The organism is Glutamicibacter sp. (assembly GCF_050701915.1).
Taxonomy (GTDB): Bacteria; Actinomycetota; Actinomycetes; order Actinomycetales; family Micrococcaceae; genus Glutamicibacter.
On the sequence record NZ_JBOGEG010000008.1, the window covers coordinates 1 to 24,673 of the forward strand.

General features: G+C 63.8%; 27 protein-coding genes. 8 read left to right on the forward strand and 19 right to left on the reverse strand.

Translation table 11 applies throughout. The features are described from left to right. Window positions 1-445 precede the first annotated feature (445 nt). Complete coding sequence (locus ACRDT3_RS07245; protein ID WP_431492337.1) at window positions 446-1,285, forward strand: NAD(P)H-dependent flavin oxidoreductase; 840 nt, start codon at window positions 446-448, stop codon at window positions 1,283-1,285. On the opposite strand, the gene panC is transcribed toward ACRDT3_RS07245, so the two are convergent. From panC to dacB, 13 genes are all read right to left on the reverse strand, one after another. Further along, a complete protein-coding gene (gene panC, locus ACRDT3_RS07250; protein WP_431492338.1) occupies window positions 1,282-2,148 on the reverse strand; it encodes a pantoate--beta-alanine ligase in 867 nt (288 codons plus the stop codon). The genes ACRDT3_RS07245 and panC overlap by 4 nt on opposite strands. Before the next feature lie 4 nt (window positions 2,149-2,152). Further along, window positions 2,153-3,019: a Rossmann-like and DUF2520 domain-containing protein gene (locus ACRDT3_RS07255; RefSeq protein WP_431492339.1), complete on the reverse strand. Its 867-nt coding sequence runs from the start codon at window positions 3,017-3,019 to the stop codon at window positions 2,153-2,155. Window positions 3,020-3,021: 2 nt separating this feature from the next. After that, on the reverse strand, window positions 3,022-4,419 hold the full coding sequence (locus ACRDT3_RS07260; protein ID WP_431492340.1) for a PH domain-containing protein: 1,398 nt from the start codon (window positions 4,417-4,419) through the stop codon (window positions 3,022-3,024). Continuing rightward, complete coding sequence (locus tag ACRDT3_RS07265; RefSeq protein WP_431492341.1) at window positions 4,416-4,913, reverse strand: PH domain-containing protein; 498 nt, start codon at window positions 4,911-4,913, stop codon at window positions 4,416-4,418. Before ACRDT3_RS07265 ends, ACRDT3_RS07260 begins: the two co-directional genes overlap by 4 nt. Then, window positions 4,882-5,343 carry a DUF3180 domain-containing protein gene (locus ACRDT3_RS07270; RefSeq protein ID WP_431492342.1) on the reverse strand — a complete coding sequence of 154 codons (462 nt, stop codon included), beginning with the start codon at window positions 5,341-5,343 and terminating at the stop codon, window positions 4,882-4,884. The genes ACRDT3_RS07265 and ACRDT3_RS07270 overlap by 32 nt, the downstream gene beginning before the upstream one ends. Next, window positions 5,340-6,173 (reverse strand): 2-amino-4-hydroxy-6-hydroxymethyldihydropteridine diphosphokinase, encoded by an 834-nt coding sequence (folK, locus tag ACRDT3_RS07275; protein WP_431492343.1) that lies wholly within the window; start codon window positions 6,171-6,173, stop codon window positions 5,340-5,342. Before folK ends, ACRDT3_RS07270 begins: the two co-directional genes overlap by 4 nt. Then, window positions 6,160-7,062, reverse strand: coding sequence for a dihydropteroate synthase (gene folP / locus ACRDT3_RS07280; RefSeq protein WP_431492344.1), 903 nt, complete (start codon window positions 7,060-7,062; stop codon window positions 6,160-6,162). Before folP ends, folK begins: the two co-directional genes overlap by 14 nt. 7 nt (window positions 7,063-7,069) lie before the next feature. Then, the gene (gene folE, locus ACRDT3_RS07285) at window positions 7,070-7,648 is read right to left on the reverse strand and encodes a GTP cyclohydrolase I FolE (protein ID WP_286134348.1); all 579 of its coding nucleotides are present in this window, start codon (window positions 7,646-7,648) and stop codon (window positions 7,070-7,072) included. Window positions 7,649-7,657: 9 nt separating this feature from the next. Beyond that, entirely contained in the window at window positions 7,658-9,583 is a 1,926-nt protein-coding gene (gene ftsH / locus ACRDT3_RS07290; RefSeq protein ID WP_431492345.1) for an ATP-dependent zinc metalloprotease FtsH, read from the reverse strand. A 107-nt stretch (window positions 9,584-9,690) separates the two neighbouring features. Next, window positions 9,691-10,242, reverse strand: coding sequence for a hypoxanthine phosphoribosyltransferase (gene hpt, locus ACRDT3_RS07295; protein WP_105658629.1), 552 nt, complete (start codon window positions 10,240-10,242; stop codon window positions 9,691-9,693). 64 nt (window positions 10,243-10,306) lie between these two features. Further along, on the reverse strand, window positions 10,307-11,233 hold the full coding sequence (gene tilS / locus ACRDT3_RS07300) for a tRNA lysidine(34) synthetase TilS (protein WP_431492346.1): 927 nt from the start codon (window positions 11,231-11,233) through the stop codon (window positions 10,307-10,309). Next, entirely contained in the window at window positions 11,230-12,156 is a 927-nt protein-coding gene (locus ACRDT3_RS07305; protein WP_431492347.1) for a zinc-dependent metalloprotease, read from the reverse strand. The genes tilS and ACRDT3_RS07305 overlap by 4 nt, the downstream gene beginning before the upstream one ends. An 18-nt stretch (window positions 12,157-12,174) precedes the next feature. Further along, a complete protein-coding gene (dacB, locus tag ACRDT3_RS07310) occupies window positions 12,175-13,539 on the reverse strand; it encodes a D-alanyl-D-alanine carboxypeptidase/D-alanyl-D-alanine endopeptidase (RefSeq protein ID WP_431492348.1) in 1,365 nt (454 codons plus the stop codon). Window positions 13,540-13,636: 97 nt separating this feature from the next. Between dacB and ACRDT3_RS07315 the strand changes: the two genes are divergently transcribed. Continuing rightward, window positions 13,637-14,116 (forward strand): inorganic diphosphatase, encoded by a 480-nt coding sequence (locus tag ACRDT3_RS07315; protein WP_013347472.1) that lies wholly within the window; start codon window positions 13,637-13,639, stop codon window positions 14,114-14,116. Between the two features lie 114 nt (window positions 14,117-14,230). Here the strand turns inward: ACRDT3_RS07315 and ACRDT3_RS07320 are convergent, their stop codons facing one another. After that, complete coding sequence (locus tag ACRDT3_RS07320; RefSeq protein WP_431492349.1) at window positions 14,231-15,439, reverse strand: DNA recombination protein RmuC; 1,209 nt, start codon at window positions 15,437-15,439, stop codon at window positions 14,231-14,233. A gap of 83 nt (window positions 15,440-15,522) precedes the next feature. On the opposite strand from ACRDT3_RS07320, the gene ACRDT3_RS07325 reads away from it, so the two are divergent. The 3 genes from ACRDT3_RS07325 to ACRDT3_RS07335 all read left to right on the forward strand — a co-directional run bounded on the left by ACRDT3_RS07325 (window position 15,523) and on the right by ACRDT3_RS07335 (window position 17,215). Continuing rightward, a complete protein-coding gene (locus ACRDT3_RS07325) occupies window positions 15,523-16,137 on the forward strand; it encodes a pyroglutamyl-peptidase I (RefSeq protein WP_431492350.1) in 615 nt (204 codons plus the stop codon). Between the two features lie 29 nt (window positions 16,138-16,166). Next, on the forward strand, window positions 16,167-16,376 hold the full coding sequence (locus ACRDT3_RS07330; RefSeq protein ID WP_431492351.1) for a hypothetical protein: 210 nt from the start codon (window positions 16,167-16,169) through the stop codon (window positions 16,374-16,376). A 179-nt stretch (window positions 16,377-16,555) separates the two neighbouring features. Further along, on the forward strand, window positions 16,556-17,215 hold the full coding sequence (locus ACRDT3_RS07335) for a YczE/YyaS/YitT family protein (RefSeq protein ID WP_431492352.1): 660 nt from the start codon (window positions 16,556-16,558) through the stop codon (window positions 17,213-17,215). A gap of 26 nt (window positions 17,216-17,241) precedes the next feature. Here the strand turns inward: ACRDT3_RS07335 and ACRDT3_RS07340 are convergent, their stop codons facing one another. After that, window positions 17,242-18,642, reverse strand: a complete 1,401-nt coding sequence (locus ACRDT3_RS07340; protein ID WP_431492353.1) for a PLP-dependent aminotransferase family protein — start codon at window positions 18,640-18,642, stop codon at window positions 17,242-17,244. 61 nt (window positions 18,643-18,703) lie between these two features. Here ACRDT3_RS07340 and ACRDT3_RS07345 point away from each other — a divergent pair, with 61 nt between their 5' ends. Both ACRDT3_RS07345 and ACRDT3_RS07350 read left to right on the forward strand, forming a co-directional pair. After that, window positions 18,704-19,339: a YczE/YyaS/YitT family protein gene (locus ACRDT3_RS07345; RefSeq protein ID WP_431492354.1), complete on the forward strand. Its 636-nt coding sequence runs from the start codon at window positions 18,704-18,706 to the stop codon at window positions 19,337-19,339. 58 nt (window positions 19,340-19,397) lie between these two features. Beyond that, complete coding sequence (locus ACRDT3_RS07350) at window positions 19,398-20,000, forward strand: hypothetical protein (protein WP_431492355.1); 603 nt, start codon at window positions 19,398-19,400, stop codon at window positions 19,998-20,000. A 9-nt stretch (window positions 20,001-20,009) separates the two neighbouring features. Here the strand turns inward: ACRDT3_RS07350 and ACRDT3_RS07355 are convergent, their stop codons facing one another. Beyond that, window positions 20,010-20,840, reverse strand: coding sequence for an HAD family hydrolase (locus ACRDT3_RS07355; RefSeq protein WP_431492356.1), 831 nt, complete (start codon window positions 20,838-20,840; stop codon window positions 20,010-20,012). A gap of 125 nt (window positions 20,841-20,965) precedes the next feature. Then, entirely contained in the window at window positions 20,966-22,243 is a 1,278-nt protein-coding gene (gene serS / locus ACRDT3_RS07360; RefSeq protein ID WP_431492357.1) for a serine--tRNA ligase, read from the reverse strand. 38 nt (window positions 22,244-22,281) lie between these two features. On the opposite strand from serS, the gene ACRDT3_RS07365 reads away from it, so the two are divergent. Then, entirely contained in the window at window positions 22,282-23,328 is a 1,047-nt protein-coding gene (locus ACRDT3_RS07365; protein ID WP_431492358.1) for a diacylglycerol/lipid kinase family protein, read from the forward strand. A 64-nt stretch (window positions 23,329-23,392) separates the two neighbouring features. On the opposite strand, the gene pheA is transcribed toward ACRDT3_RS07365, so the two are convergent. Together pheA and ACRDT3_RS07375 are read right to left on the reverse strand one after the other, a co-directional pair. Beyond that, window positions 23,393-24,316 carry a prephenate dehydratase gene (gene pheA, locus ACRDT3_RS07370; protein ID WP_431492359.1) on the reverse strand — a complete coding sequence of 308 codons (924 nt, stop codon included), beginning with the start codon at window positions 24,314-24,316 and terminating at the stop codon, window positions 23,393-23,395. After that, on the reverse strand, window positions 24,313-24,639 hold the full coding sequence (locus ACRDT3_RS07375; protein WP_431492360.1) for a rhodanese-like domain-containing protein: 327 nt from the start codon (window positions 24,637-24,639) through the stop codon (window positions 24,313-24,315). The genes pheA and ACRDT3_RS07375 overlap by 4 nt, the downstream gene beginning before the upstream one ends. Window positions 24,640-24,673: the final 34 nt, after the last annotated feature.

The following is a 24,673-nucleotide window of genomic DNA, read 5'->3' on the forward strand; positions in this document are numbered from 1 at the left end:
TGTATTCACCAAATAAAAATATTCGGTATCAACAAACTTGGCACACTATTGAGTTCTCAAACAACAAACACTCTCGACACCACAATGACCATTTCAGAAGATCACTGCTTCGCTCCGGAGCAACTTTCCTAACTTACCAGACTTCCTGATCCGATCAAAATCGGGGGAAAACCTTTAGTGAAAAGTGATTGGCTGCCGGGTAAACAATCGGTATATTCCGTGTTGTTTCCGTTCCGGCAACAGATAAAAACTATACACAGGTTTTCAGGCTCTTACAAATCGAGGGGCCGCGTTCTAGGTCACATTCATTTCGCTGTTCTAGTCTGGGCTCATGAGCGACCTACAAAGACTCCTTGGATACCGCGAACCCATCTTCAATGCATCTATGGCTGGCGCGGCTGGAGGCGCCTTGGCTGCAGCTGTTTCTCGTGCTGGAGGTGTAGGAATGATCGGTTCGCCAGCAACTCCCAAAGCGGACTGGATTGAACAGCAAACGCAATTCGTTGAATCCCTGAGCACCCCATGGGGCGTGGGCTTCATGGCCTGGGCGCTGGAAGCAGATCTCTCCCCGCTAGAGGCCTTCCTGGAGTTTGGGCCCTCGTTGGTGACCCTGAGCTTCGGCGATGTCACCCGGGCCGCGGCGGTAGCCCATGAGGCTGGAGTTCTGACCGCCATGCAGGTAGGCAACGCGGCAGATCTGGAACGCGCGATGGCTGATGACATCGACATCATCATTTCCCGTGGCGCGGAAGGTGGCGGACATGGCCGCAATGAAGCCGGAACTCTGCCGCTGCTGCAGCTGGCAACCGCCCAGCACCAGAAGCCTGTGGTTGCAGCCGGCGGCATCGGTACTGCGCGAGGTATCGCCGCGGTACTGTCAGCTGGCGCGGAAGCCGTCTGGATCGGCACCCGCTTCCTCTCGGCAACAGAGGCCAGCGGGCACGAGAACATGAAGAACGCAGCACGCAATGCTGGCCTGGACGACACTGTCTATACCCGCGCCTTCGATGTCGCCCAGCAATTGCCATGGGCGCCGGAGTTCGGCGGACGCGCGCTGCGCAACGAGTTCAGCGACAAGCACGCGGATCTTTCTAGCTGGGAGCCGAACGATGCACTGCGCGAGCAGATGGAGCAGGCCCGCGCCGAAGCGCTGACGGACATGGCCCCGGTCTATGCCGGTGAGGCCGTGCAGTTCGTGGGCGCCGAGCAGCCTGCCGCCGAAGTCATGCAGGAGCTGTGCGGCTTCCGCCAGATCCTCGAGGAGACTGCTCGACGCTTTGCCTAGATCGGCTGGTTGTCGATCAGCCGGACGTTGCCCACCTTCGCCGCGACAAGGATCAAGCCTTCGCCGGTGAAGGGGGTGTCCTGGCAGTTGAATGCCAGTTCCTGCAGGGTATCCGGGTCCACGACGGCGAAGTAGTCCAGCTCCACCAGCGGGGCCATCTGGTACATGCCGATGGCATCCTCGATGTACAGCGGCTCATTGCGTGCCGCACGCTCGGCAACCAGCTGGATCGAACGGTGCAGCACCAAGGCCGCTTCCTTCTCTTCCTCGCTGAGCAATGCATTGCGGCTGGAAAGCGCTAGGCCATTCTGGCTGCGGACGATCGGCACCGCACGCAGTTCCACCGGGTAATCCAGGTCGGCAACCATGCGGCGGATCAGCACCAGCTGCTGGGCATCCTTCTGGCCAAAGTAGGCGCGGTATTCGCCCCGACGCGGGTCGGCCAAGTGCAGCAGCTTGGCGACTACGGCCAACATGCCATCGAAGTGGCCTGGACGCGAGGCGCCTTCATACATTTCACCCAGCGCTCCGGAGCTCAACTTCACCAGCGGAAGGCCGGCATGGTAGATTTCGGAGGCTTCCGGGGCAAAGACAATATCTACCCCGGCAGCACCGGCCAGCTGCACATCAGCGTCGAGCTGGCGCGGATAATTGGCGTAGTCGCTGGCATCGTTGAACTGCAGCTCATTGACGAATACGGAGATGACTACAAGTTCGTTTTCTGCGCGGGCGGCCTTGAACAGCGAGGCATGTCCGCTGTGCAGGGCTCCCATGGTGGGCACGAAGCCCAGCGATCCCGGGTTAGCCGCGGCAATAGCAGCCTTCAGCTCGGCACGTGTCTTTACAATCTTCGGGGTTTTCACCCTTCTATTCTAGAACTCGCAGAAGCTCTTCCAGCGTGCCTTGGGAGATCAGGCCGCGTTCGGCCGCGCGCAGCGCGGTAGCGCGCGAGAGGCTCCGATAGGAATTATTGGTTTCTGCCGGGTCGTCGGCCAGCGCCTGAAGGTGCGCGGTGACCGTTCCGCTATCGCCTCGCGCTACCGGGCCGGTCAGCGCGCCCGCGCCGGAACGCAGCGCATTATCCAGGCTCGCGTACATCAGGGCGCGCAGGGTATTGGATGGTTCTTCAACACCGATACGGCGCAGGATATCCGCCGATTGCGCCGTGATGGTGTTCAGGTGGTTTGCCGCATGGGCCAGGGCCGCGTGGTAGCTGGCACGATCCTGCTCGGCGATCACCACCGGCTCCCCGCGCATTTCCACCACCAGCGCCTGGGCTACCGGGAGGATGATCTCGTTAGCGGTGACCGCGAAGACGCAGTCGGTCAGGCGCTGGAGGTCCATGCTCATGCCGGTGAAGGTCATCGCCGGATGGATTGCCAGTCCAAAGGCGCCAGCATCCATGGCCGGCTGCAGGATCGAAGTGCCGTACCGCCCGGCGGTGTGCGCGATCAACTGGCCCGGGGCGATATGTCCGCCCGCTGCCAGGCCGGCCACCAGTTCGCCGAGCACGTCGTCGGGTACCGCAAAGAGCACCAGTTCGCTGCGGCGCAGGATTTCTGCCGGGTCCAGCAGTTCCACGCCGGGCAGCAAAGCGTCGGCGCGATCGCGCGAATCCTCCGAGACGGCGTGGATTCCGGTGATCCGGTGTCCACTGGCTGCCAGCGCCGCACCAAGTACGGTGCCTACCTTGCCGGCGGAGATGATGCCGATTCCCAAGCGTGGTGCGTCCACTTCTACCTTTCAACCAGGCGCCGGGTTTGCGCCCGAACAAATTCTGCTGCGGTGCCCGCATCAATCTGATGCAGGTATCCGATGATGTTTCCGCCGGCACAGTGCAAGCGGACACCGGCCAGTTTACGTCCTTGCTCCCATGGCCCCTGGCTCCAGCTCATGCCCTGCACCCGGTTATGCGGCACGAAACTGGCCTGTCGGGCCAGCCAGCCATACCGGGAAACCACCGTGGTGCCGGTGGCCAGGAATGCCTGGTGCTTCCATGCTCCGGGCGATAGCGGCTTTGCGCGTTCCGGGGAGCCGATGAACCCGTGTTCGCATCCGGTGCTCACCGCGGTGGCCAGCACCTCGCGCTGGTTGGCAACGCCAAGATCCGGCAGCAAGATCCCCATGATGCGGGCGACCGACTCGAAGTCGCCCACCGGGAGCACCTGCAGGTTATCCGCGTCATCGCTCTTGGTGCCCAACACGTTGACTTCCACCCTGTACCAGCCCAGCATCCGCCAGAAGAAGGGTGCCGTCACCGAAATGGCCTGGACGCGGCCGGCGGGAATGGAGTGCTGGCGGGTGTCAGCCAGCCCGTAGCTGATCCGCATGCCGGTGTCCGAGGCGCTGGCGGTGAAGTTCCAGCCCTGGTTCAGCTGCTTGTAGTAGAAGCTGCCGAAGGCCAAGGCTGCCGGGACCAGGGCCGCGATGATTCCCTCGACACCGCTAAGCCAAAGCACCAGCATCGCCAGGCATGCGAGCACGCCGACGATCGCCGGCAATTGCAGGAACAAGGAGGCGATCAGGCGCCCAATGGGCACGTTGGCCATCAGCGGCAATGCTTCCGCGGCTGCCAGCGGCTGCGCTGCCACGCGGTCCGTTGCGGCCCCCGAGCCGACTTCTTGGGCAGCGGCAGGTTCTTCGCCGCGGGCCCGCTCCAGGATGACCACGCGCAGTGCGTGGGCATCGGCCTTGCGCAGGAAGGAAAGGCGCAGCACCGACTCGGAGGAATCGGCCACATCAAAGCGCAGTTCAGCAAGGCCCAGCAGCCGGGCAACCAGTGGCTGGGCGATGTCTATGCCTTGCACCTTGTCGATGCGTGCCTGCTTCTGGCTGCGGAAAAGCATCCCGGAATTCACGTACACGTGGGTGCTGGTGAGCTTGTAGCGGGTGAAGTACCAAGAAAGGAAGTAGAAGATGAGCACCACGACCAGTGCGATACCGGCGCCCGCGACGGTCCACATCAACCTGTCGCCGGAAAAGCGCTCCGCCCAGGACAGGTCGTCGGTGTTCTGCCAGTAGATGTAGCCCAGGCCGATGATGGCCAGCCACCCGTGGACGAACGGGCTGGCGGGATGCACCCGCTGCCATGGCTCGGTGCTTTCCCCGGTGGCCAGTTCTTCGGGCTGGCTCATAGCATTTTCTCTTCACCAGCGGCCACGAGCCGCTCGCGCAGGGCCTGCCCTTCGCGCTCGGGCAACCCGTAGACGTGCGCGGTGGCAGCACTGCCGGCGGTGTTCAGCGTCAGCTGGCACAAGCCATAGCGGCGCTCCAGCGGCCCGCTGTTGACCTCGACGTATTGCATGCGGCCGTAGGGAATGACCACCTGCTTGCGCCACATCACCCCGGAGCGGACAATGAAGTCTTCTTCGCGTTCGAGATAGCCCAGTGCGGCGACCTGGCGACGAATGATGCGCAATGCCAGCAGCGCGATGACCAGCACCAGCAGGGCCGGTGAAAGCACCAGCCACAGCGGGACGCCGAGGCCGGTACCTGCCAGCACGGCAGGAACCAGTGACGCCAGCAAGATCAGGCCCCAGGTGATCGCCCAGGTGGTGAGCTTGACCTTGGCGTAGTCCCGGTGGGCTGGGGTGAAGTTATTCGGTGACCACGGAGTCGCTGTTGCCATCGGTATCCTCCGGAGGTAGTTTGCACAGTTGCTGAACAATATACCCAATAATCACCATGAGGACACCAGCACCAGTCAGCACTAGGCCGCGGGTCAGGGTGGGGGTGATCCCAGTGGCCGCCCAAAGGGTGATGATGGCTGGAACATGCCAACCGGCAATCACCGCACCTGCGTATGCCGAGGCCTGCGCCAAAACCAGGGTGCGAGCTGCGGCGATCGGCTCGAAGTCCGATTTGCCCAGGGTGGAGCGCTTCACGCGGATCCCCAGGAACAGGATCACCGCGCAGACTGCGCCCAGCGAGTACAGGGCGGAGTAATCCAGGACCGGCGCGTACCTGCCTGCCGCGGTGAGCAGGCGCAACGCAATCCAGCCGGCCACGGCCCCGAGCCCCGCGCACCAGAGCAACCAGCGCAGCTTCAGCTTGGTCATAGCCGGATAATGTCCTTCGTATCGGCAGCTTCGGCGGCCAAGCGGGAAACCAATTGCCCGTTCAGCACCGCGTCCGGATCCATCCAGCTCCACGGTGCCAGCACGAAGCCGCGGATCGCGGCGCGCGGATGCGGCAGGGTCAACCGCTCATCATCCAGGCTCAGCTGGTCGTAGGCGATCAGATCCAGGTCCAGGGTGCGCGCTTCCCAGCGCACCTCGCGGGTGCGGTGGTGCTTGGCTTCTATGGACTGGCACAGATCCAGCAGGTCATGCGGGGCCAGCCGGGTACGCACCTGGACAACCTGATTGGTGTAATCCGGCTGTTCCGGTGGACCGCCTACCGGCTTGGTGATGGCCAGCGGGGAAACCTTGAGCAGCTCGACTTCTGCACCGAGATCTTGCACCGCGGCGGCCAGGGTAGCCTGCGGATCACCCAGGTTGGCGCCCAACGCGATGATCGCGGTGTGCTGCTTCTGGTGCCGCGTCAGCGAAATGGTGACATCGGTGAACGGTACCGGGATTGGAGCCTGCGGCTTGTGCACCACCACGTCGATGGTGAACACGCCCGGGTAGGCGGCAAGGATCGCCTCGGCGATTTCGCTGCCCAGCTTCTCGATCAGGTCCCACGGACCGGCCTGGATCTGCTGGACTACCAGCTCGCTGACTTCGCCGTAGTGCACGGTGTCAAGAACATTGTCGCTGGCTGCTGCACGCGAGATATCCACGTGCAGCACCACGTCAATTATGAATTCCTGGCCGTCGCGCTTCTCATGGTCGAAGACGCCATGGTAGCCGGTGGCCGAAATTCCGTAGATGCTAATGCGATCCATATGCCTGCACGACTTCAATGGCGTCGCGGTTGCCGGCGACATCGTGCACGCGCACTGCCCAGACCTTGTCGCGCGCGCCCAGCACGGTGGTCGCGGCGGTCGCGGCATCGCGTTCCATCGGTGCGCGGCTCTTGGAGCCTTCGGCCAGCAGTTCGCCCAGGAAGCGCTTGCGGCTGGTGCCGATCAGCACCCGGTGGCCCAGCTCTTCGATGGCAGGGACATTGGCCAGCAGCGCCCAGTTGTGCTGCGCATCCTTGGCGAAGCCCAGTCCCGGATCGATGATGATCTGCTCCGGGGCCACGCCCTTGGCGACGAATTCATCGCGCAGCATGCGCAATTCGCCGATGACCTCGGTGACCACGTCCTGGTAGTTGGCCTCGGAGACCATGTCCTGCGCGGTGCCGCGGCGGTGCATCAATACATAGGGGACGCCGGTTTCCGCGATCAGCTCCGGCATGCCCGGCTCATAGGTCAGGCCGGAAACGTCGTTGATGATGTGCGCGCCGGCGGCGATGGCCGCGCGGGCGGTGGAAACATGCATGGTGTCCACGGAGATCACCGCACCGGCCTTCACCAGGGCTTCGATGACCGGGATGATGCGCTCGCGCTCCAGGTCAGGATCCACGTCCTTGGCGCCGGGGCGGGTGGATTCGCCGCCCACGTCGATGATGTCGGCACCGGAGTACAGCAGCTTCAGGCCCTGGTCGATGGCGGCATCGGCGGACAGGTACTTCCCGCCATCCGAGAAGGAGTCCTCGGTGACGTTCAGGATGCCCATGACCAGGGTGCGGCCGGTTGGCAGGTCGGCCATGGTCTTCTTGCTGGACTTGCGGATAACCGGCAATGGGCTGGTGTTCGGGCCGGTGCCCGGGATCGCTCCAAGCGACATGGGGTTCCTACTTTCCGAGGATCAGGCTCATGGCTTCGGCACGGGTGGCAGTTTCACGCAACTGCCCGCGCACCGCACTGGTCACGGTCTTCGCGCCGGGCTTCTGCACGCCGCGCATGGACATGCACATGTGCTCGCATTCAACGACGACAATCGCACCGGAGGGGTTCAGGTGCTCCACCAGGGCGTCGACGATCTGGGTGGTCAGGCGTTCCTGGACCTGCGGGCGGCGGGCGTACACCTCGACCAGGCGGGCCAGCTTGGACAGGCCCGTGACCTTGCCGCCCTTGCCCGGGATGTAGCCGATATGCGCCGAACCGTAGAAGGGCACCAGGTGGTGCTCGCAGGTCGAGTAGAACGGGATGTCCTTGACCAGCACCATCTCATCGTGCTCGATGTCGAAGGTGGTGGACAAGTGGTCTGCCGCTTTCTGGTGCAGGCCGGCGAAGAACTCCGCATAGGCCTTGGCCACCCGTTTCGGGGTGTCTACCAGGCCGTCGCGGTCTGGATCTTCGCCAATGGCCTCCAGGATCTCGCGCACGGCTGCCGCGATCCGCGGCTGATCAATCTCTTGTAGTTCACTCACGCTTCGATCCTAGTCGGTCGAGGAAGCTGCGCGCTCCTTGGGGCTTAATATCGGGCCCTCGTTGTGCACCGGACGGGCCTCGTTGCTCAGCCAGACTTCGCGCTTCTCGCGCTTTACCAGGTCGGAGAAGATCTCGGCGATCTCCTTCTGGTTCAGCGTCTCGCGCTCCAGCAAGGCCAGGGCCAAGCGGTCGAGCACATGGCGGTTGGCCATCAGCGCCTGGTAGGCATCGTTGTGCGCCTGCTCGATCAGCTCGCGCACTTCCTGGTCCACCAGGTGGGCCATTTCGTCGGAGAAGTCGCGGGAGGCGGTGCCCATGCCCTGCTCGGCAGCCGAGCCGGCCAGGCGCACGGCGCCGACCTTCTCGCTCATGCCGTATTCGGTGACCATCTTGCGTGCGGTGGCGGTGGCCTTCTCGATGTCGTTCGAGGCGCCGGTGGACGGATCGTGGAAGACGATCTCCTCGGCGACGCGCCCGCCCATGGCGTAGGCCATCTGGTCCAGCAGCTCATTGCGGGTGACCGAGTACTTGTCGGACTCGGGAACCACCATGGTGTAGCCCAGCGCGCGGCCGCGCGGCAGGATGGTGATCTTGGTGACCGGGGCGGTCTGGTTCATGGCCGCGGCCACCAGCGCGTGGCCGCCCTCGTGGTAGGCGGTGACCTTGCGCTCGTGCTCGTCCATCAGGCGGGTGCGCTTCTGCGGGCCGGCCATGACGCGGTCGATGGCCTCATCCAGGGCGCGGTCGTCGATCAGGTTCGCGTTGGAGCGGGCGGTGAGCAGCGCGGCCTCGTTGAGCACGTTGGCCAAGTCGGCGCCGGTGTAGCCCGGGGTCTTCTTCGCGACGGCGTTCAGGTCCACGGTGGCATCCATCGGCTTGCCCTTCACGTGCACTGCCAGGATCTGCTCACGGCCCTTCAGGTCCGGTGCCTCCACCGGGATCTGGCGGTCGAAGCGTCCCGGGCGCAGCAGCGCCGGGTCCAGCACGTCGGGGCGGTTGGTCGCGGCAATCAGGATCACGTTGGTGGTGGCGTCGAAGCCGTCCATCTCCACCAGCAACTGGTTCAGGGTCTGCTCGCGCTCATCGTTGCCGCCGCCGATGCCGGCACCGCGATGGCGGCCCACTGCATCGATTTCGTCAACGAAGATGATCGCCGGGGAGTTGGTCTTGGCCTGCTCGAACAGATCGCGCACGCGCGAGGCGCCCACGCCGACGAACATCTCGACGAAGTCCGAACCGGAGATCGAGTAGAACGGTACCGCCGCCTCGCCGGCCACGGCCTTGGCCAGCAGGGTCTTGCCGGTGCCCGGAGGGCCGTAGAGCAGCACGCCCTTGGGGATCTTCGCGCCCAGGGCCTGGAATTTGGCTGGTTCCTGCAGGAATTCCTTGATTTCGTGGAGTTCTTCCACGGCCTCGTCGGCGCCGGCGACATCCTTGAAGGTCACCTGCGGCATGTCCTTGGTGATCAGCTTCGCCTTGGACTTGCCGAACTGCATGACCTTGGAGCCGCCGCCTTGGGAGCGGGCGAGGATGAACCAGAAGATGCCGGCGATCAGCAGGAACGGGATGATGATCCCGAGCATCGACAGCAGCCAGTTGCTTTCCACCGGCTGGTCGGTGAACTTGCCCAGGTTGGCCTTGTTGATCTCATCGACCACCTGTTCGGCACGGGCGGTGGAGTAGTAGAAGCTCACCGAGGTGCCCTTGTCCACGCCATCGACCTTCAGGGCGTCGCGCAGCTTCAGGTCGACGCGCTGGTCGCCGTCGAACATCTTCGCTTCGGTGACATTGCCGCTGGTCAGCTGGTGCAGGCCTACGGAGGTGTCCACCTTGGCCGAATTATTGCCGAAGACCATCGGCAGGAACAACACCACGGCGACAACGCCGACCAGGACCCAAATGATCCAGCTGTTAAAAAGCTTCTTCGTTTTCATTGATCCGACAGGCCCCGCGCCTGGCGCATCCCCCTCACGCACTGCTCTGGCGTCCGGGTCACGCCACCTTCGATACTTCTCAACGCCCCATTGGCGAGAAAAGTTCCCTACTGATAAATGTGCGGGGCCAAAGTGCCCACGCAATCCAGGTTGCGGTACTTTTCCGCGAAGTCCAGACCGTAGCCCACCACGAATTCGTTCGGGATGTCCATGCCGACGTACTTGACGTCGATTTCCACCTTGGCTGCCTCCGGCTTGCGCAGCAGGGTGCAGATCTCAACCGAGGCCGGGCCGCGGGATTCCAAGTTGGACTTCAGCCAGGACAGGGTCAGGCCGGAGTCGATGATGTCCTCGACGATCAGCACGTGCTTGCCCATGAGGTCGGAATCCAGGTCCTTGAGGATGCGCACCACACCGGAGGACTGGGTACCCGAACCGTAGGAGGACACTGCCATCCAGTCCATGGTCAGGTGGGAGTTCAGTGCGCGAACCAGGTCAGCCATGATCATCACGGCGCCCTTGAGCACACCTACCACGAGGATGTCGCGGCCCTCGTAATCCTTGTCGATCTGCGCGGCGAGTTCTTCCACGCGAGCCTGGATTTCTTCCTTGGTGTACAGAACGTGCGCAAGATCGGCTTTGACTGCATTGGAATCCACGAGAATTCTCCTGATTCTAGAGGTGTGGTACTTACCTAGAGTGCCACATTTAGCGGAAGGTTGTTTAGCCGGTTGTGGTGAAAACGATCACCGATTGCCGCCGGAAGGCACTGATCCTGCCATCGAACTGCACAGGACCGGCTGATTTGGACTTGGGGACGCCGAGCCCGGCCAGCGCGCACAGCGCCGCCGTTCGCTCATGGCCCACATTTCTCGCCCCTGCTTCTATGGCGGCCAGGCGTAATACTCGCGAGCTGATGGCCACCGGGAGCTTGGCCAGGTCCGGGATCCGCAACCCGTGCTCGTCCTTGGCCGCCTGCGCCCAGCTATCGAGGGCCTGGGCATCGGCGGCGGCCAGGTTGGCGGTGCGCGCCAGGGCTTCGGGAACATGTTCGCCAAGTTCCTCCCGCAAGAAGGGCAGGATCCTATGGCGGATGAGGTTGCGCTTGTACCCGGTGTCCGCGTTGCTCGGATCTTCCCAGTAGCCGAGCCCCGCATGCCGGCAGATTTCCTCGGTTTGCGCCCGGGACAGTTCCAGCAGGGGCCGCCGGTAGGGTCCGCGCCGGGCCGGGATGCCGGCCAGCGAGCGGGTTCCCGATCCGCGCAGCAGGCCCAGCAGCACCTGCTCGGCCTGGTCGTCGCGGGTGTGGGCGAGCATCAGCGCTTGCGCGTTGTACTGGCCGAGGGCTGCTTCAAAGGCCCGGTACCTGGCCTTGCGGGCCGAAGCCTCATCGGCCGAGGTCTCGACCCGGACCACCGCCACCGGGTCCAGCCCCAGCTCGCGGCATTGCCCGGCGGCGCGTTCGGCCACCTGCGCGCTGCCGGGCTGCAGGCCGTGATCGATGACCACAGCGCCGAAGGAAGCCGGCAGCGAAGCCGCGGCAATGGCCAGGGCCAGCGAGTCGGCACCGCCGGAAACCCCGATCAGGTTCAACCCGGGCGCGCTGCTGGCATTGATGGCGGCGCGGGCCAGATGAAGGGCGTGGCTCATCGGGTGCGGGCCAACCAGCGTTCCGGGTGATCGAGTTCCCCAGCGCTCGGGAACATCTCGCGGGCGGTGAAGATTTCGTTGAATCCTTCATAGCCGATCTCATCGACGATATGCCGCACGAATTTCGCCCCGCGCTTGTACTGCAGCGCCTTGGCGTCCAAGCCCAACAGCTTGCCCAGCAGGATCGCCAGGGCCGAACGGTTTTCACCGCGGGCTTCGAAGCGGCGGCGGATGGTCTTGATGCTGCGGATCGAGGTGACATCGTTCATCACGACCATGGCGTGGCCTTCCAGCACCGACATGATGCTGGTCAGTTCGCTGACCTCGGACTTCATGGATTTCAGGCGTTCACCCAGTTCGCCCATGGAGTGGGTGGTGCCGGCCAGCGGCTCAAAGGCCTCGGCCAGGGTCTGCTTCATGACCCCGGGGATCCAGGCAGCGTGCTCGAATTGCAGGCGGTGGGTCTGCTCGTGGGTGGCGATCCACAGGTAGAAGTCGCGGGCGTTCACGTTCAGTTCGCCGCGGATCTGCGTGATGGTCGGGGCGTTGAGCAGCAGGCGCGGGCCGACGAACGGGTCGAACTGGCCCAGCACCCGAGTGCCAAGCACCGAGAGCACCGCTCCAAGTTCTGCGCCGGCAATCAGGGGGACCACTCCGGGGACATCCTGCCGCACTGCCGGGAGCAGTGCCGCGAAATTCTGGCTGACGGCCTTGGCCCAGCCTGACCGGTCCACCACCAGGGTTTGCGATGGCGCGGATGCAGCCAGCTTGGAGACCTTCTCGGCCTCCACCAGGCCTTCGCCGGCGGCGATGCGCAGTTCCTCGATGATCCGGGCGGCATCCTGGGACTGGATCCTTGGCCCGGCGGGCATCAGGGTTTTCGCGGCCTTGGCCGCCAGCTTCCAATCGACGAACTGGTTCATTTGCTACTCCTGCGGCGTTCAGCCCCGGCAGCCACAGCCACGGATGGCGGTGACAGCAGAGTCAATGGTTGGCTTGTGGGGTGCGAGTGCTCCGTTGGGCTGATCGGCATAGATCGAGAAGGCGAGCAGGCGCCCATCTTCGGTCATGGTCATGCCGGTCAGCGTGGCCACGCCGGTCAGCGAGCCGGTCTTGGCGCGTACCAGGCCAAGTGTTCCGGCACCGCCCAGGCGGTTCATCAAGGTGCCGTTGTAGCCGGCGACCGGCAGCGAATAGACGACCTCGCGCAGTTCCGGCTTCTTGCTGGTGGCGGCCGAGCGCAGTACCGCGGTCAGCGCAGCGGGCGAAATCTGGTTCCTGGCGGCCAGGCCGCTGGTGTCCACGAGCGTGAGGCCACCAGCCCCATGGGCCTGGGCAACAGCAGCGACGGCGGCCCCGGCTTGCTCGCCGGGCATCTGGCGGTCCAGCGCAACCAGCCTACCCATGGTTTCGGCGATGTAGTTATCCGAAACCAGCAGCATGTGCTTGATGACATCGCGCAGCGGTGCGGACTTCACCTCGGTGATCTGCTCGCCACCTTCATAGGGGCCGCGGCCACCCTCATCCACCTTGACCTGCTCGCCCAGGGCTTGGGCGAAGGCCTTGCGGACCTGCTGGGCCGGGTCGGACTGGTAGGCGGTGCTGGTGCTTTCTCCGGCACGCCCGGCGTAGCGCGCGATCGGGTAGACCTCGCCAATGTTATTTGAGGTGAACAGCGACTTGTCCCAGGCGGGATTGTTGTGCGCATCGCCGAACAACGAGTCGTCCAGCCACAGCTTGACCTCGCTGATGCCGCGCTTTTCAAGTTCTTCGGCGGTCTGCTTGGCCAGGGTTGCCAGCCCGGCATAGCCCTTGGGGTGCGCCGGGTCGGATTCCCCGTCGCCCAGCAGCACATCGCCCCCGCCGCGCAGGACCAGCGTGCCGCCATCGAGCAGCACGCTGGTGGACAGCTGGGTATCTCCGCCGAGGGCATCCAGGGCCGCGATGGCGGTGACAACCTTCAGGCTGGAGGCCGGCGTGCCATTTGTTTCAGAGTTCCTGTCATACAGGACGCTGCCCGTGGCAACGTCCACCACCTGGGCGCTGAAAGTAGTCCGGTCGGGCTTGTCAGCCAGGATGGCATCCAGCTTCGCGGTGAGGATCTCGGGGTCTGGTTGCGCGGCGTCGGGGTCCAGGTCCCGCACGGTGACTGGGGATTCCTCGGCCAGCTGCGCACTGGCCGGGGTGTAGAACGCCTCGGGCTCTGCGGTGAAGAACCGCGGGGCCAGCAGCATCGCGACGATCACTGCAACCATGGCAACAATCGCCACCCCCAGCGTAATGGCGCGTCGGGCGGCAGTGTTCATATGGTTACATTCCTCTCGCAGTTTTATCCATCAGGCGCAATGGGGCGATACCCTTATTAGCGGATATCCCTAAGACTAGTTTAGGAGTGTGCTTTTCATGAGCCACGACGTGACCATCGAGATCCCAACCGGATCGCGCGTCAAGTACGAGATCGACCACGAGACCCACCGCCTGCGCCTGGATCGCGTGCTGTTCACCTCGATGCAGTACCCAACCCACTACGGCTACTTCGACGATACTCTGGGCGAAGATGGCGATCCATTGGACGCCATGGTCTACATCCCGGGTGTTGACCTGATCCCAGGTGTTGTCGTGGAAGCTCGCCCGATTGGCGTCTTCAACATGACCGACGATGGCGGTGGCGATGCCAAGCTGCTGTGCGTTCCTGCCGACAAGCGCTTTGACCACATCAAGGAACTTGAAGACATCGACGAATGGCTGATCAAGGAGATCGAGCACTTCTTCACCCGCTACAAGGACCTGGAACCAGGCAAGTGGGTTAAGGCCGAAGGCTGGGAAGGCCGCGAAGCCGCCGAGGCCGAGCTGGCTCGCTCCATCGAGCGTTTCAAGGCCTAGTCACTGGACTTAGCTGGATTTGGCGGCGATCCCCGTTTGGGGGTCGCCGCCATTGCTTTGGCTCTCCGGTTCGCTGCCGAAGACCCGGACCTGCCCGGCGCACCGGACCCGGCGCTAGGCTTCAGGCAGCATTCCGCTGAGCACATCTTCTTGCGCCGAAACCTCCAGGGTCTGCACGTCTTTGAGTTTCCGCTCCACCGCACGGGTCCGGGTACCGGCATCGCGCACCGTGTTCTGCGCCGTGGCCAGCTGCTTGCCCAGCTTGTCCCAGACATCTCCATACTTGCGGAACTCTTCCTTGGCCGCCGAGAGCACCTGCCACACCTCGCTGCTGCGTTTCTCAATGGCCAGTGTCCGGAAACCCATTTGCAGGGAGTTCAGCAGGCTCATCAGGGTGGTCGGCCCAGTGACCAGCACCCGGTGCTCAGTCTGCAGCTTGCTGGCCAGCCCCGGGCTGCGTACAACCTCGGCGAACAGCCCCTCGGTTGGCAGGTACATAATGGCGAAGTCGGTGCTGTACGGCGGGGCGATGTACTTGCTGGAGATCAGCTTGGCCTGCTCAAGGATCGCCCGGTCCAGTGCCTTGCCGGCTGCGGCGATGGCGACCTTGTCGCCGTGCTCCTGGGCATCGAGCAGGCGCTCGTAGTCCTCTTGCGGCAGCTTGGAGTCGATTGGCAGATAGATCGTTCCGGCATCCCGCCCCGGCAGGATCACTGCGAACTCCACGACCTCGCGGCTGCCGGGCACTACCGCCACATTCTGCTCGTACTGCTCTGCCGTGAGGATGTCTTCCAGCTGGCGCGAGAGCTGCACTTCGCCCCATGACCCACGGCTCTTCACGTTGGTGAGCACGCGTTTCAGCCCGCCGACATCCTGGGCCAGGCTCTGCATTTCCCCCAGCCCCTTCTGAACCATTTCCAGCCGCTTGCTGACCAGTTCGAAGGATTCGCCCAGCCGCTTCTCCAAGGTCCCCTGGAGCTTCTCGTCCACCGTCTCGCGCATCTTTTCGAGTTTGGCTTCATTGCCTGAGCGCAGTTTTTCCATTTCCTGCTGGAGCAGTCCCTGGACCTGCAGATGGCGGTTCGCATTGGCTTCTGCCATCGCGGTCAGCTTGGCGTCGATCTCGGTACGCACTTCACCCATGCCCTGGCGCAGCTCGGTGCGCTGGGTCCCCAGTTCTTGCCGGAGCTCCGCATTGGCAGCGCGCACCGAGTCCTGGATCTGGGTGCCATCAGAGCTGGATGTCCTGCGTACCAGCAGCAGGGCAATACATGCCGTTGCCAGAATATTGAGGACGACGAGGACAAAAACCGCGATTACCATGAGCACCTATCCAAGAACTGCCGAACGAACCATTGCCTCAGTCCTATCAGCGGACACCGACAGTTTGGGTCCATAATGAGTCCATGCATATTTTGGTCACCGGTTTCGAGCCCTTCGGCAACGACGAATTCAATGCCAGCCAAGAAGCCGTTTCCAGTCTTCCCAGCCAGCTGGGCGAGCATCATGTCCTCACGGCCATGCTTCCGGTGTCTTTCGCGGCCTCCGGCACGGCTCTTGAATCGCTCTTGGCCCAGCACCAGCCCGATGCGCTGATTTGCGTAGGCGAAGCCGGAGGCCGAAATGCAATTACGCCGGAGCGATGGGCGATCAACGAGGATGATGCCCGCATCCCTGACAATGACGGTGCCCAGCCACGGTCAACGGCCATCAAGGCGAACGCTCCGGGACGCTTGGATGCGACGCTTGACCCAGCGGCCTCGGTCCATGCCCTGCTGGCCGCTGGCCATGAGGCAAGGGTCTCCGAAGATGCCGGACGCTTCGTGTGCAACCACGTTGCGTATTTGGCGTATTCCCAACCGGTCCCATCATTGTTCATCCATGTTCCTGCACTGCGCCCGCCAGGGGTTCAGGCCACGGTTGGCGCTGAAACCGATGCATCGGCCCGCCAGCCTCGGCGCGGGGACCTGAGCCAGGTATCGCAGGCGCTGGGCATCGCGATATTGGGAACCCTCGACTGAGCGAATAGACTGCTTCCATGGATGCGGTAATGGCGCTGGACGGCCTCGAAGTTGGCATTCTGGTGCTGTGGGCGCTGGGCCTGCTCGTCGCGTTAGCGCAATTCCTTCGCGAACGCTGTGTGCGCACAGCCATACCGCTGGCGCTAGCCATACCCATTCCGTTGTTTGGCGCCGTCTACTCGGTGGCCCTCTTGATCGGGATCATGATGAAACGAAAGCCTGGCACCGATAGTGAATAGCAGTCCCACCCGCTGGCTGGTTCTTTTTTCAATTGCCATCGGCCTTCTCTTCATAGGAGCTTTCGCCGTGGTTGCCTCGGGGCTCACTGCCCCGTGGTTGGACTGGGACTAGGAATATGACCATCTGATACTTGCAGGATTACTGCCGGGGATCAGCGCAGGGCTAGCCTTGAAGCATCATGACCCTGCATAACCTCACTCCGCTCGATCAGCTGCGCGCTGGAAAGCTCCCCCTGCGTCTTGCGAATCTGTTCATCGGCCTCATGCTTTTTGCGCTGGCCATGGCGCTGCTGATCCGCGCCCAGCTCGGCGTGGATCCGTGGGATGTGCTTCACCTGGGCCTGGCTAACTACATTCCGCTGTCGCTGGGGACGATAGTTATTATCGTCGGCGTTGTGGTGCTGCTGGCCTGGATTCCGCTCAAGCAGTGGCCAGGATTGGGCACCATCGCCAATGTGCTGGTCATCGGGCTTGGCCTGGACTTCTTTCTCTGGCTCATCCCCGATGTCCACGGATTGGGGTGGCAGATCCTGGCCCTGGTTGGCGCCATTGCCGTCAATGGCCTTGGCGGCGCGCTGTACATCGGCTGCCACTTCGGCCCGGGCCCGCGCGACGGCCTGATGACCGGGTTGCATTTGCGCACCGGCAAATCGATCCGCCTGCTGCGCACCATTATCGAGGTGTGCGTGCTGGGGATCGGCTGGTTGCTCGGCGGACCGGTGGGCGTGGGCACGGTGGCATATGCGCTGCTGATTGGCCCCGCCACGCAGTTCTTCTTCAAGTACACGACCGTTGCGCTGCCGGCCCAGCAGGGCACGCCCAGCCGCACTCTGGCCTAGTTCCGCCATCCGCTTGGGGCCGGAGGCTACGCAGCCACCTGGCGCCATGCCGCGGCAATGGCCGGCAGGGCCTGCTCCAGCTGCGAGCGGTCCTGGGCGAAGGGCAGGCGCATATAGTGCTCCAGCCCGTGCCCCTCGACGGCAAAGGTCGCTCCGGGGGCCAGCAGGATGCCTTTCAGCCGGCGCGCCAGCGCGCTGGAACGCGGCTGGGGCAAATGGCACCACAAGCTCAGGCCGCCGGCAGGCCGGTTGGGTTCCCAGTCGGGCAGCACCTTGCCCAATTCGCCGATCATCCAATCGCGGTTCCCGCGCAGCTCCTCGCGGGTCGCCGGGGACAGGGCCGACTGCGAGGCGAGCGCATTGGCCAGCACCAGCTGTTCCAGTACCGGAGCCCCCAGATCCATGCTCATCCGGGAGCGGGCAAGTGCTCCAGCCAGGTGGCGCGGGGCGCGGATCCAGCCCAGGCGCAAGCCTCCCCAGTGCGACTTGCTGGCGCTGCCCACGCTGATCAGGTTCCTGGAGAATGCGGCCATCGGCAACACCTCGGGCCGCTCATCGAGCCATAGCTCGGCGCAGGTCTCATCGACAATTCCCACGGTTCCCGCGCGATCGAGCTCGGCGGCCCAGCGTTCGCGTCCGGCATCATCGAGCAGCGTTCCCACCGGGTTGTGGAAATCCGGCAGGCACAGCATCGCCGCGGGCGAGATCCTTTGCAGGGCTTCGGCGATCTGCTCCAGATCCGATCCTTCCGGGCCGATCGGCACAGCGGCGGTGCGCGCCCCGTGGGCCTTCAGCGCCAGCAGCGAATTCGGATAGGTGGGCGTTTCTGCCAGCACCGCCTGCCCGCGGCCAAGCACCGCGCGCCCGGCAGCGGCGACCGAGGAGAGCGCCCCGGAGGTGACGATGATCTGTTCAGGACTAGTCGGCAGCCCCTTGCGGGTGTACTGCTCGGCCAGGGCGGCGCGTAATGGTTCGATGCCCAGCGGATAGTAGCCCATGGTCGCGGCGTAGCGCGGAAGCTGCTCGAGCGCTGCTTCGAACTCGGCGATCATCCCCGCAGGGGCATTTGGCGCCGCGCACGTCAGATCGAGGGCGCGGCTTCCGGGCATCGGCCCGAATCCGCCCAGCGGCAGCGGTTCGGCGCCTCCGGATACCGGGCCTCCGGGCAGTTGGGCGATGGTCCCCGAGCCGCGGCGGGCACTGGCGTACCCGGCATCGCGCAGTTCGGAGTAGGCTCGCGACACCGTGGTGCGGCTCAGCCCCAGGGCCTGGACGGCGTCGCGTTCGCTGGGCAGCGCCGTGCCATGCAGGATCCGGCCGTTGGCAATCAGCGCCCGCATTGCCAGGAAGAGCCAGCGGTAGGCGGGCATTGAAGCATCAACGGCACCGAGCATGCCCGCAAGCGTCGCGGCTGTGACGCGTCCCATGGATCCATCCATTTATAATTGGCTATTTTTTCTAAGTCCACTTTACCGGAGCATTGCTTCCATGACCATAACGAACCTGTCTCCGCGCCAGCAGCTTTCCGCCGGACGACTGCCCCTGCGCCTAACTACCCTTTTCCTTGGCCTGACCCTCTACGCTTTCGCCATGGCCATTATGATCCGGGCCCAGCTGGGCGTTGATCCCTGGGATGTGCTGCACCTGGGCATCGCGAATCACCTGCCGCTCTCGCTCGGGACGATCATCATCCTGGTCGGGATCCTGGTGCTGCTGGCGTGGATCCCGCTGAGGCAATGGCCCGGCCTCGGCACCATCGCGAACACGCTGTACCTTGGAATCGCGCTGGATGCCTTCCTGAGCTTCCTGCCTGAAATCCATGGCCTGGGCTGGCAGATCCTCACGCTGGCCGCGGCTATCCTGGTCAACGGGCTGGGAGGGGCACTGTATATCGGGAGCCACTTCGGCGCCGGTCCGCGCGATGGCCTCATGACCGGGTTGCATCGGCGCACCGGCGTTTCGATCCGTCTGGTCCGCACGGCCCTGGAACTCTCGGTGCTGGCCATCGGCTGGCTGCTGGGCGGACCGGTAGGCATCGGCACCGTGGCCTACGCACTGCTCATCGGCCCGGCGACGCAGTTGTTCATCCGGCGCGCCAGCATCCGGCTTCCGCAGGGAATCTAGCGGCAGCCTGCAGCGCGCAGTGCGCGACAAACCCGGTTGCACACGCAATACTTGAATCATGTTTGTCGTTGCGCTCAGCCCCCGGCCCCGCTCGGTCACCGATGTTGCCGCCGCCAGCGAGCAGCTCTGGCACCAGCTGGAACAGGTCGACACCCACGCGCCGTTCACCGCGCTCAGCGGGCAGCTGCTGCTCGGGGTGCCCAAGGACCCCGATGCCGCCGTCGACGCGCTGCTGCGCGTGGCACGGCTGAACTTCTGCAATATCGGGCTGGGCATCGGCAGCCTGTATGAGCCGGTGCCCGCAGAGGCCGACCTGGTCGAGGGCAAAGCGGCCCGGCGCGCGCTCGGCGCGCTGGAAGCGGCCAGCCACCGCGGCGAAAGGGTCCCGATCTGCGTTTCCTCGGGCAATGACGAGATGGACAGCGAGCTCGAGGGCCTGCTGCGCATGCTTGGGCAGTGGATCCGCACCCGCACCGAGGCCGAATGGTCCGTCGTCGACCTGCTGACTCCCGGGGTGCGCGGGCAGCAAAAGGCGGTCGCCGAGATCCTGGGGATCACCCCCCAGGCAGTATCTGCGGCGATCGTGCGTTCGGGGTACAACGACGAGCTGGGTGCGCGGGCAGCGATCGCCCGGCTGCTGGAATACACCGACCAGCTCTAGAACCTGCTGCTAGTTGCCGAGCAGCCCTTCCAGGACAATGGCCAGGCCGTCCTGGTCGACGCCTTCGGTCACGGCGTCCGCCGCTGCCTTGACCTCATCCGGCGCTTGGCCCATGGCTACGCCATGTCCGGCCCACTGCAGCATTTCGACGTCATTTCGGCCATCGCCGACGGCCAGCGAGTTCTTCGAATCGAACTTCAGGATTGCGCGCAACCGCTCCAGGCCGCTGGCCTTGGTAGTGCCCTCGGCGGCAATATCCAGCCAGGCAGTCCAGCCGACCGAGTAGGTCACCCCGGAGAGCCCCAAGCTCTGCACTGCATGCCCGAATTCCTCGGCGGTGTTATCGGTAGAGAAGACCACCACGCGCACGGCCTTGCTGTTGACCAGCTCGCCGAAATCCACAACCTTGCTCTCGGCGCCAAAACTCATATCGCCGAAGGTTTCGCTGGAGAGGAATTCGCCGCGCTCGTTTTCCAAGGCGTATTTGGCCTTGGGAAGCTGGTCGCGCAGCGCCTTGAGCGCTGTCGACGGGTCGAAGATCTCGCGGTGCAGGATCGCGACTTCATCCTTGGACACCTTCGCGAGCACCCCGCCGTTGCTGACCACGACGTAGCCATGGTCGATGCCCAGCTCTTCCATGATGGGCAGGGCCGCACCCAAAGAGCGTCCGGTGGAGATGATTACCTCATGGCCCTGGGCCACTACTGCCCGCGCGGCTTCACGCACGCGCTGGCTCATTTCCCCCTGGTGGTTGACTATGGTGCCATCCACGTCAAGGCAAATCATCAATTTTTGCTTGGTCAGCCGGTCATCGTTGCCGAGCTTAGTCATAACAGTCATGGCTCAAGTTAACCACCACCGCGGGTTTTTGGCGATGACCCAAGGCACAGCACCAAGTGAACAACGGGTTAAAAGCATTTGCCGGCTGCCCCGTGAGGGGCAGCCGGCAAATATCCGGACCTTGGCTACTTGAGCAGTTCGAGTCCGCCAAGGTAAGGCTGCAGTGCCTTGGGCACGTTGACCGAACCGTCCGGGTTCTGGTGGTTTTCCAGAATCGCAACGAGCCAGCGGGTGGTGGCCAGGGTGCCGTTCAGGGTTGCCACCGAACGGGTCTTGCCGGCCTTGCCATCGATGATCTCGCGTTCGCGGATATTCAGGCGGCGGGCCTGGAAGGTGGTGCAGTTCGAGGTCGAGGTCAGTTCGCGGAAGGTGCCCTGGGTCGGGACCCAGGCTTCGCAGTCGAACTTGCGCGCGGCACTCATGCCCAGGTCGCCAGCGGCGGTGTCGATGACACGGTATGCAAGTTCCATGCGTCCAAGCATGTCCTCTTCCATGGCCAGCAGCTTCGCATGCTCTGCCTCGGCGTCCTCGACACTGGCGTAGACGAACATCTCCAGCTTGTTGAACTGGTGCACGCGGATGATGCCGCGGGTGTCCTTGCCCGCCGAACCAGCCTCGCGGCGGTAGCAGGAGGACCAGCCGGCGTAGCGGATGGGGCCGTCGGCCAGGTCCATGATCTCGTCCGCATGGTAGCCGGCCAGGGCCACCTCGGAGGTGCCGACCAGGTACATGTTGTCGCGCTCGAGCTTGTAGATCTCGTCATCGTGCTCGACGTCGAAGCCGGTGCCCTGCATGGTTTCGGGGCGAACCAGGGTGGGGGTAATCATCGGGATGAAGCCATGCTGCATGGCCACATCCAGGGCCATGTTCATCATCGCGATTTCCAGTCGGGCGCCGATGCCCTTGAGGAAGTAGAAGCGCGAGCCGGAAACCTTGGCGCCGCGTTCCATGTCGATGGCATCCAGCTTCTCAGCGATCTGCAGGTGGTCCAGCGGCTCGAAGCCCTCGGCCTTGAAGTCGCGGGCGGTGCCCACGTGCTTGACGACGGAGAAGTCGTCCTCGCCGCCGGCAGGGATGCCGTCGATGATCAGGTTGGGGATGGAACGCTGCAGTGCGGTGCACTTGGCGGAGGCCGCGTCGGACTCGGCCTGGGCAGACTTCACCGCGGCAGCGAGCTCCTTGACCTCGGCAAGCAGGGCGGCGCGCTCGTCGCCCTTGGCCTTGCCGACCTTCTTGGAGAACGCGTTCTGCTCGGCACGCAGGCGCTCGTAGGTGGCGATGGTTTCACGACGTGCCGTGTCAGCTGCCAGAAGCTGGTCAACTAGCGACTCGTCGGCACCGCGCGCGCGTTGCGAGGCGCGGTACAAATCCGGATTTTCGGTGAGCATTTTCAGGTCGATCACATGTTAAGGGTAGCAATCATGAGTACGATGAGAGCATTATGCAGACAAATCGTGTGATCGTTTTCTCTGCCGTGGCTGCTGCAGCTGCCGCCGCGGCGACCAGTTGGTATTCGGTGCGCAAGCTATCGAACTACAGCAAACCGCTAGTGAAGCACCCCGAAGCGGCCGAACAGGCAGCAGCTACCAAGGTTGCGCTGGTCATCAATCCTTCCAAGTCAGGTGCTGACGAAGCGAAGGAAGCCGTGGTGCGCGTCTGCGCTGAGGCGGGCCTGGAGGCACCACTGATCCTTGAAACCACAAAGGACAATGCCGGCCAGGACGCGGCCCGGGAAGCACTCGATGCGCAATGCGACACAATTATTGCCGCAGGCGGAGACGGAACCATCCGGGCCGTGGCGGAAGTGCTTGAAGGCACCGATGCATCCCTGGGAATCCTTCCGCTGGGCACCGGCAACCTGCTGGCCCGCAACGTGGATATTCCATTGGACGACCTGCACACCGCGGCGCTGGTTGCGGTGCGCGGGATGGTTCGCCGGATCGACGTCGGGCACATGAAGCTGCAGCTGCTGGACGGCAAAGAAGCAGACCATGCTTTCCTGGTCATCGCCGGGGTGGGCACCGACGCAGACCTGTTTGACGACACCAATGAAGAATTGAAATCCAAGGTCGGCTGGCTGGCCTACTCGGAAGCTGGCCTGCGCCAGTTGCCGGGCCAGCGCAAGAAGGTCAGCTTCAAGCTCTCGGGCGACGACAGCTGGCAGACCCGTAAGGTCCGCTCGGTGCTCTTCGCCAACTGCGGAAAGCTGCAGGGCCTGGATTTCGTGCCCGACGCCAAGATCGATGACGGCGTGCTCGACGCCGTGATCCTTTCGCCTCGCTCGGCCGCCGGCTGGACGTGGATATTGCTGAAGACCGCATTCCGCGCCAAGAACAAGATTCCGGTGATGAGCTTCTACCAGACCCCTGGGGTGTCGCTGCGTTGCGATGAGCCGATGAATACCCAGATCGATGGGGACCCCACCGGCCAGGTCAACGAACTGCAGGTGTCGGTGAACCCGAGCGCCCTGCGCCTGCGCACCCCATAGCCTATGCCGAAGGCCCGGCCGGTTTCCCTTGCAGGGAGACCGGCCGGGCCTTCGCGCTATCTGCTTACAGCCGGTCGCGCAGCGACTGCACCCAAGCGCGGGCGTCGCTGAAGGCCGCATCGGAATTATGCGTATCCACGGCCGGCTCCAGGCCTTGGGCAGCCGGGTAGGAACCGAGGAAGCGCAGCTGCGGGGACAGCCGGTGCAGCCCCGAGAGGGCGGCAGCGACGCGTTCCTCGGCCACGTGGCCTTCGATATCAACGGAGAAGAAGTACTCTCCCAAGCTCTTGCCGGTAGGACGCGACTCGATGCGCGAAAGGTTCACTCCGCGAGCGGTGAATTGCTCGAGGATTTCCATCAGCGCACCGGGACGGTCCTCGGGCAGCGGCAGGATCAGCGTTGACTTGTCCACGCCGGTAGGCTGCGGGATCCTTCCCGGACGAGTCACCAGGATAAAGCGGGTGACCGCGCCGATGTTGTCCTCGACCCCGCGCGCCAGCACCTTCAGTCCGCGCTCCTGGGCCACCAGCGGAGAGCAGATTGCCGCATCATGCGGCGGTTCGTGATCTTCGAGTGCCAGGGCGCTAGCAGCCGTGGAAGAAGCCGGGGTGAATGCGGCCCCGGGAATATTCGCTTCGGCCCATAAACGGCACTGCGCCCAGGCATGCCCGTGGGTCGAGATCTGCTTGATCTGCTCCAGCGAATCAATGCCAGGGCGTACCGCCAGCACGAAAGTGATCGGAACCAGGATTTCGGAGACAATCTGCAGGGCTTCGCCCTGCGCAATGGCGTCCAAGGTGGCCGAAACGCCGCCTTCTACCGAGTTCTCGATCGGGACCATCGCCGCATCCGCGGTTCCCTCGCGCACCATGGACAGCGCCACGTTGACGTTGGAGGCCGGAATCCGCTGCGCGTCGGCAGCCCCGGGAACCTGCAGCAGGGCCGACTCGGTGAAAGTGCCAGCAGGTCCCAGATAGGCATAGCTCATCGTACGGTTGGCTCCTGACCGTTGTCCGCTTCCATTGGCAGGCCCGCTTCGATCCACGCATCCGAGCCGCCGGCAATGTTGAAGGCGGTGTAGCCCATGACAGTGAGCCATGATGCGGCCTGGGCCGAGCGGCCACCGGTACGGCAGATGACGTAGGTGTCTGCATCCGGATCAAGTTCGGAAATCTTCTCTGGCAAGGAGCCAAGGGGAATATGGGTTGCTCCGGCAGCACGGCCGGCTTCCCATTCGAAGTCTTCGCGTACGTCAAGGATGAAGGCATCCTTCGGGACATCGTTGACCGAGACAGTCTCAAAATCGCTCACGGCTAGCATTCCTCTCACATAGGGTGTTTGCTTA

What these genes read in the sequence shown, in the direction of transcription:
- ACRDT3_RS07245 (WP_431492337.1), top strand. Translation starts at nt 446, where the DNA reads ATGATCGGTTCGCCAGCAACTCCCAAAGCGGACTGGATTGAACAGCAA.
- ACRDT3_RS07260 (WP_431492340.1), bottom strand. Translation starts at nt 4,419, where the DNA reads ATGAGCCAGCCCGAAGAACTGGCCACCGGGGAAAGCACCGAGCCATGG.
- ACRDT3_RS07265 (WP_431492341.1), bottom strand. Translation starts at nt 4,913, where the DNA reads ATGGCAACAGCGACTCCGTGGTCACCGAATAACTTCACCCCAGCCCAC.
- ACRDT3_RS07270 (WP_431492342.1), bottom strand. Translation starts at nt 5,343, where the DNA reads ATGACCAAGCTGAAGCTGCGCTGGTTGCTCTGGTGCGCGGGGCTCGGG.
- folK (WP_431492343.1), bottom strand. Translation starts at nt 6,173, where the DNA reads ATGGATCGCATTAGCATCTACGGAATTTCGGCCACCGGCTACCATGGC.
- folP (WP_431492344.1), bottom strand. Translation starts at nt 7,062, where the DNA reads ATGTCGCTTGGAGCGATCCCGGGCACCGGCCCGAACACCAGCCCATTG.
- ftsH (WP_431492345.1), bottom strand. Translation starts at nt 9,583, where the DNA reads ATGAAAACGAAGAAGCTTTTTAACAGCTGGATCATTTGGGTCCTGGTC.
- tilS (WP_431492346.1), bottom strand. Translation starts at nt 11,233, where the DNA reads ATGAGCCACGCCCTTCATCTGGCCCGCGCCGCCATCAATGCCAGCAGC.
- ACRDT3_RS07305 (WP_431492347.1), bottom strand. Translation starts at nt 12,156, where the DNA reads ATGAACCAGTTCGTCGATTGGAAGCTGGCGGCCAAGGCCGCGAAAACC.
- dacB (WP_431492348.1), bottom strand. Translation starts at nt 13,539, where the DNA reads ATGAACACTGCCGCCCGACGCGCCATTACGCTGGGGGTGGCGATTGTT.
- ACRDT3_RS07315 (WP_013347472.1), top strand. Translation starts at nt 13,637, where the DNA reads ATGAGCCACGACGTGACCATCGAGATCCCAACCGGATCGCGCGTCAAG.
- ACRDT3_RS07320 (WP_431492349.1), bottom strand. Translation starts at nt 15,439, where the DNA reads ATGGTAATCGCGGTTTTTGTCCTCGTCGTCCTCAATATTCTGGCAACG.
- ACRDT3_RS07325 (WP_431492350.1), top strand. Translation starts at nt 15,523, where the DNA reads ATGCATATTTTGGTCACCGGTTTCGAGCCCTTCGGCAACGACGAATTC.
- ACRDT3_RS07330 (WP_431492351.1), top strand. Translation starts at nt 16,167, where the DNA reads ATGGCGCTGGACGGCCTCGAAGTTGGCATTCTGGTGCTGTGGGCGCTG.
- ACRDT3_RS07335 (WP_431492352.1), top strand. Translation starts at nt 16,556, where the DNA reads ATGACCCTGCATAACCTCACTCCGCTCGATCAGCTGCGCGCTGGAAAG.
- ACRDT3_RS07340 (WP_431492353.1), bottom strand. Translation starts at nt 18,642, where the DNA reads ATGGGACGCGTCACAGCCGCGACGCTTGCGGGCATGCTCGGTGCCGTT.
- ACRDT3_RS07345 (WP_431492354.1), top strand. Translation starts at nt 18,704, where the DNA reads ATGACCATAACGAACCTGTCTCCGCGCCAGCAGCTTTCCGCCGGACGA.
- ACRDT3_RS07350 (WP_431492355.1), top strand. Translation starts at nt 19,398, where the DNA reads ATGTTTGTCGTTGCGCTCAGCCCCCGGCCCCGCTCGGTCACCGATGTT.
- ACRDT3_RS07355 (WP_431492356.1), bottom strand. Translation starts at nt 20,840, where the DNA reads ATGACTGTTATGACTAAGCTCGGCAACGATGACCGGCTGACCAAGCAA.
- ACRDT3_RS07365 (WP_431492358.1), top strand. Translation starts at nt 22,282, where the DNA reads ATGCAGACAAATCGTGTGATCGTTTTCTCTGCCGTGGCTGCTGCAGCT.
- pheA (WP_431492359.1), bottom strand. Translation starts at nt 24,316, where the DNA reads ATGAGCTATGCCTATCTGGGACCTGCTGGCACTTTCACCGAGTCGGCC.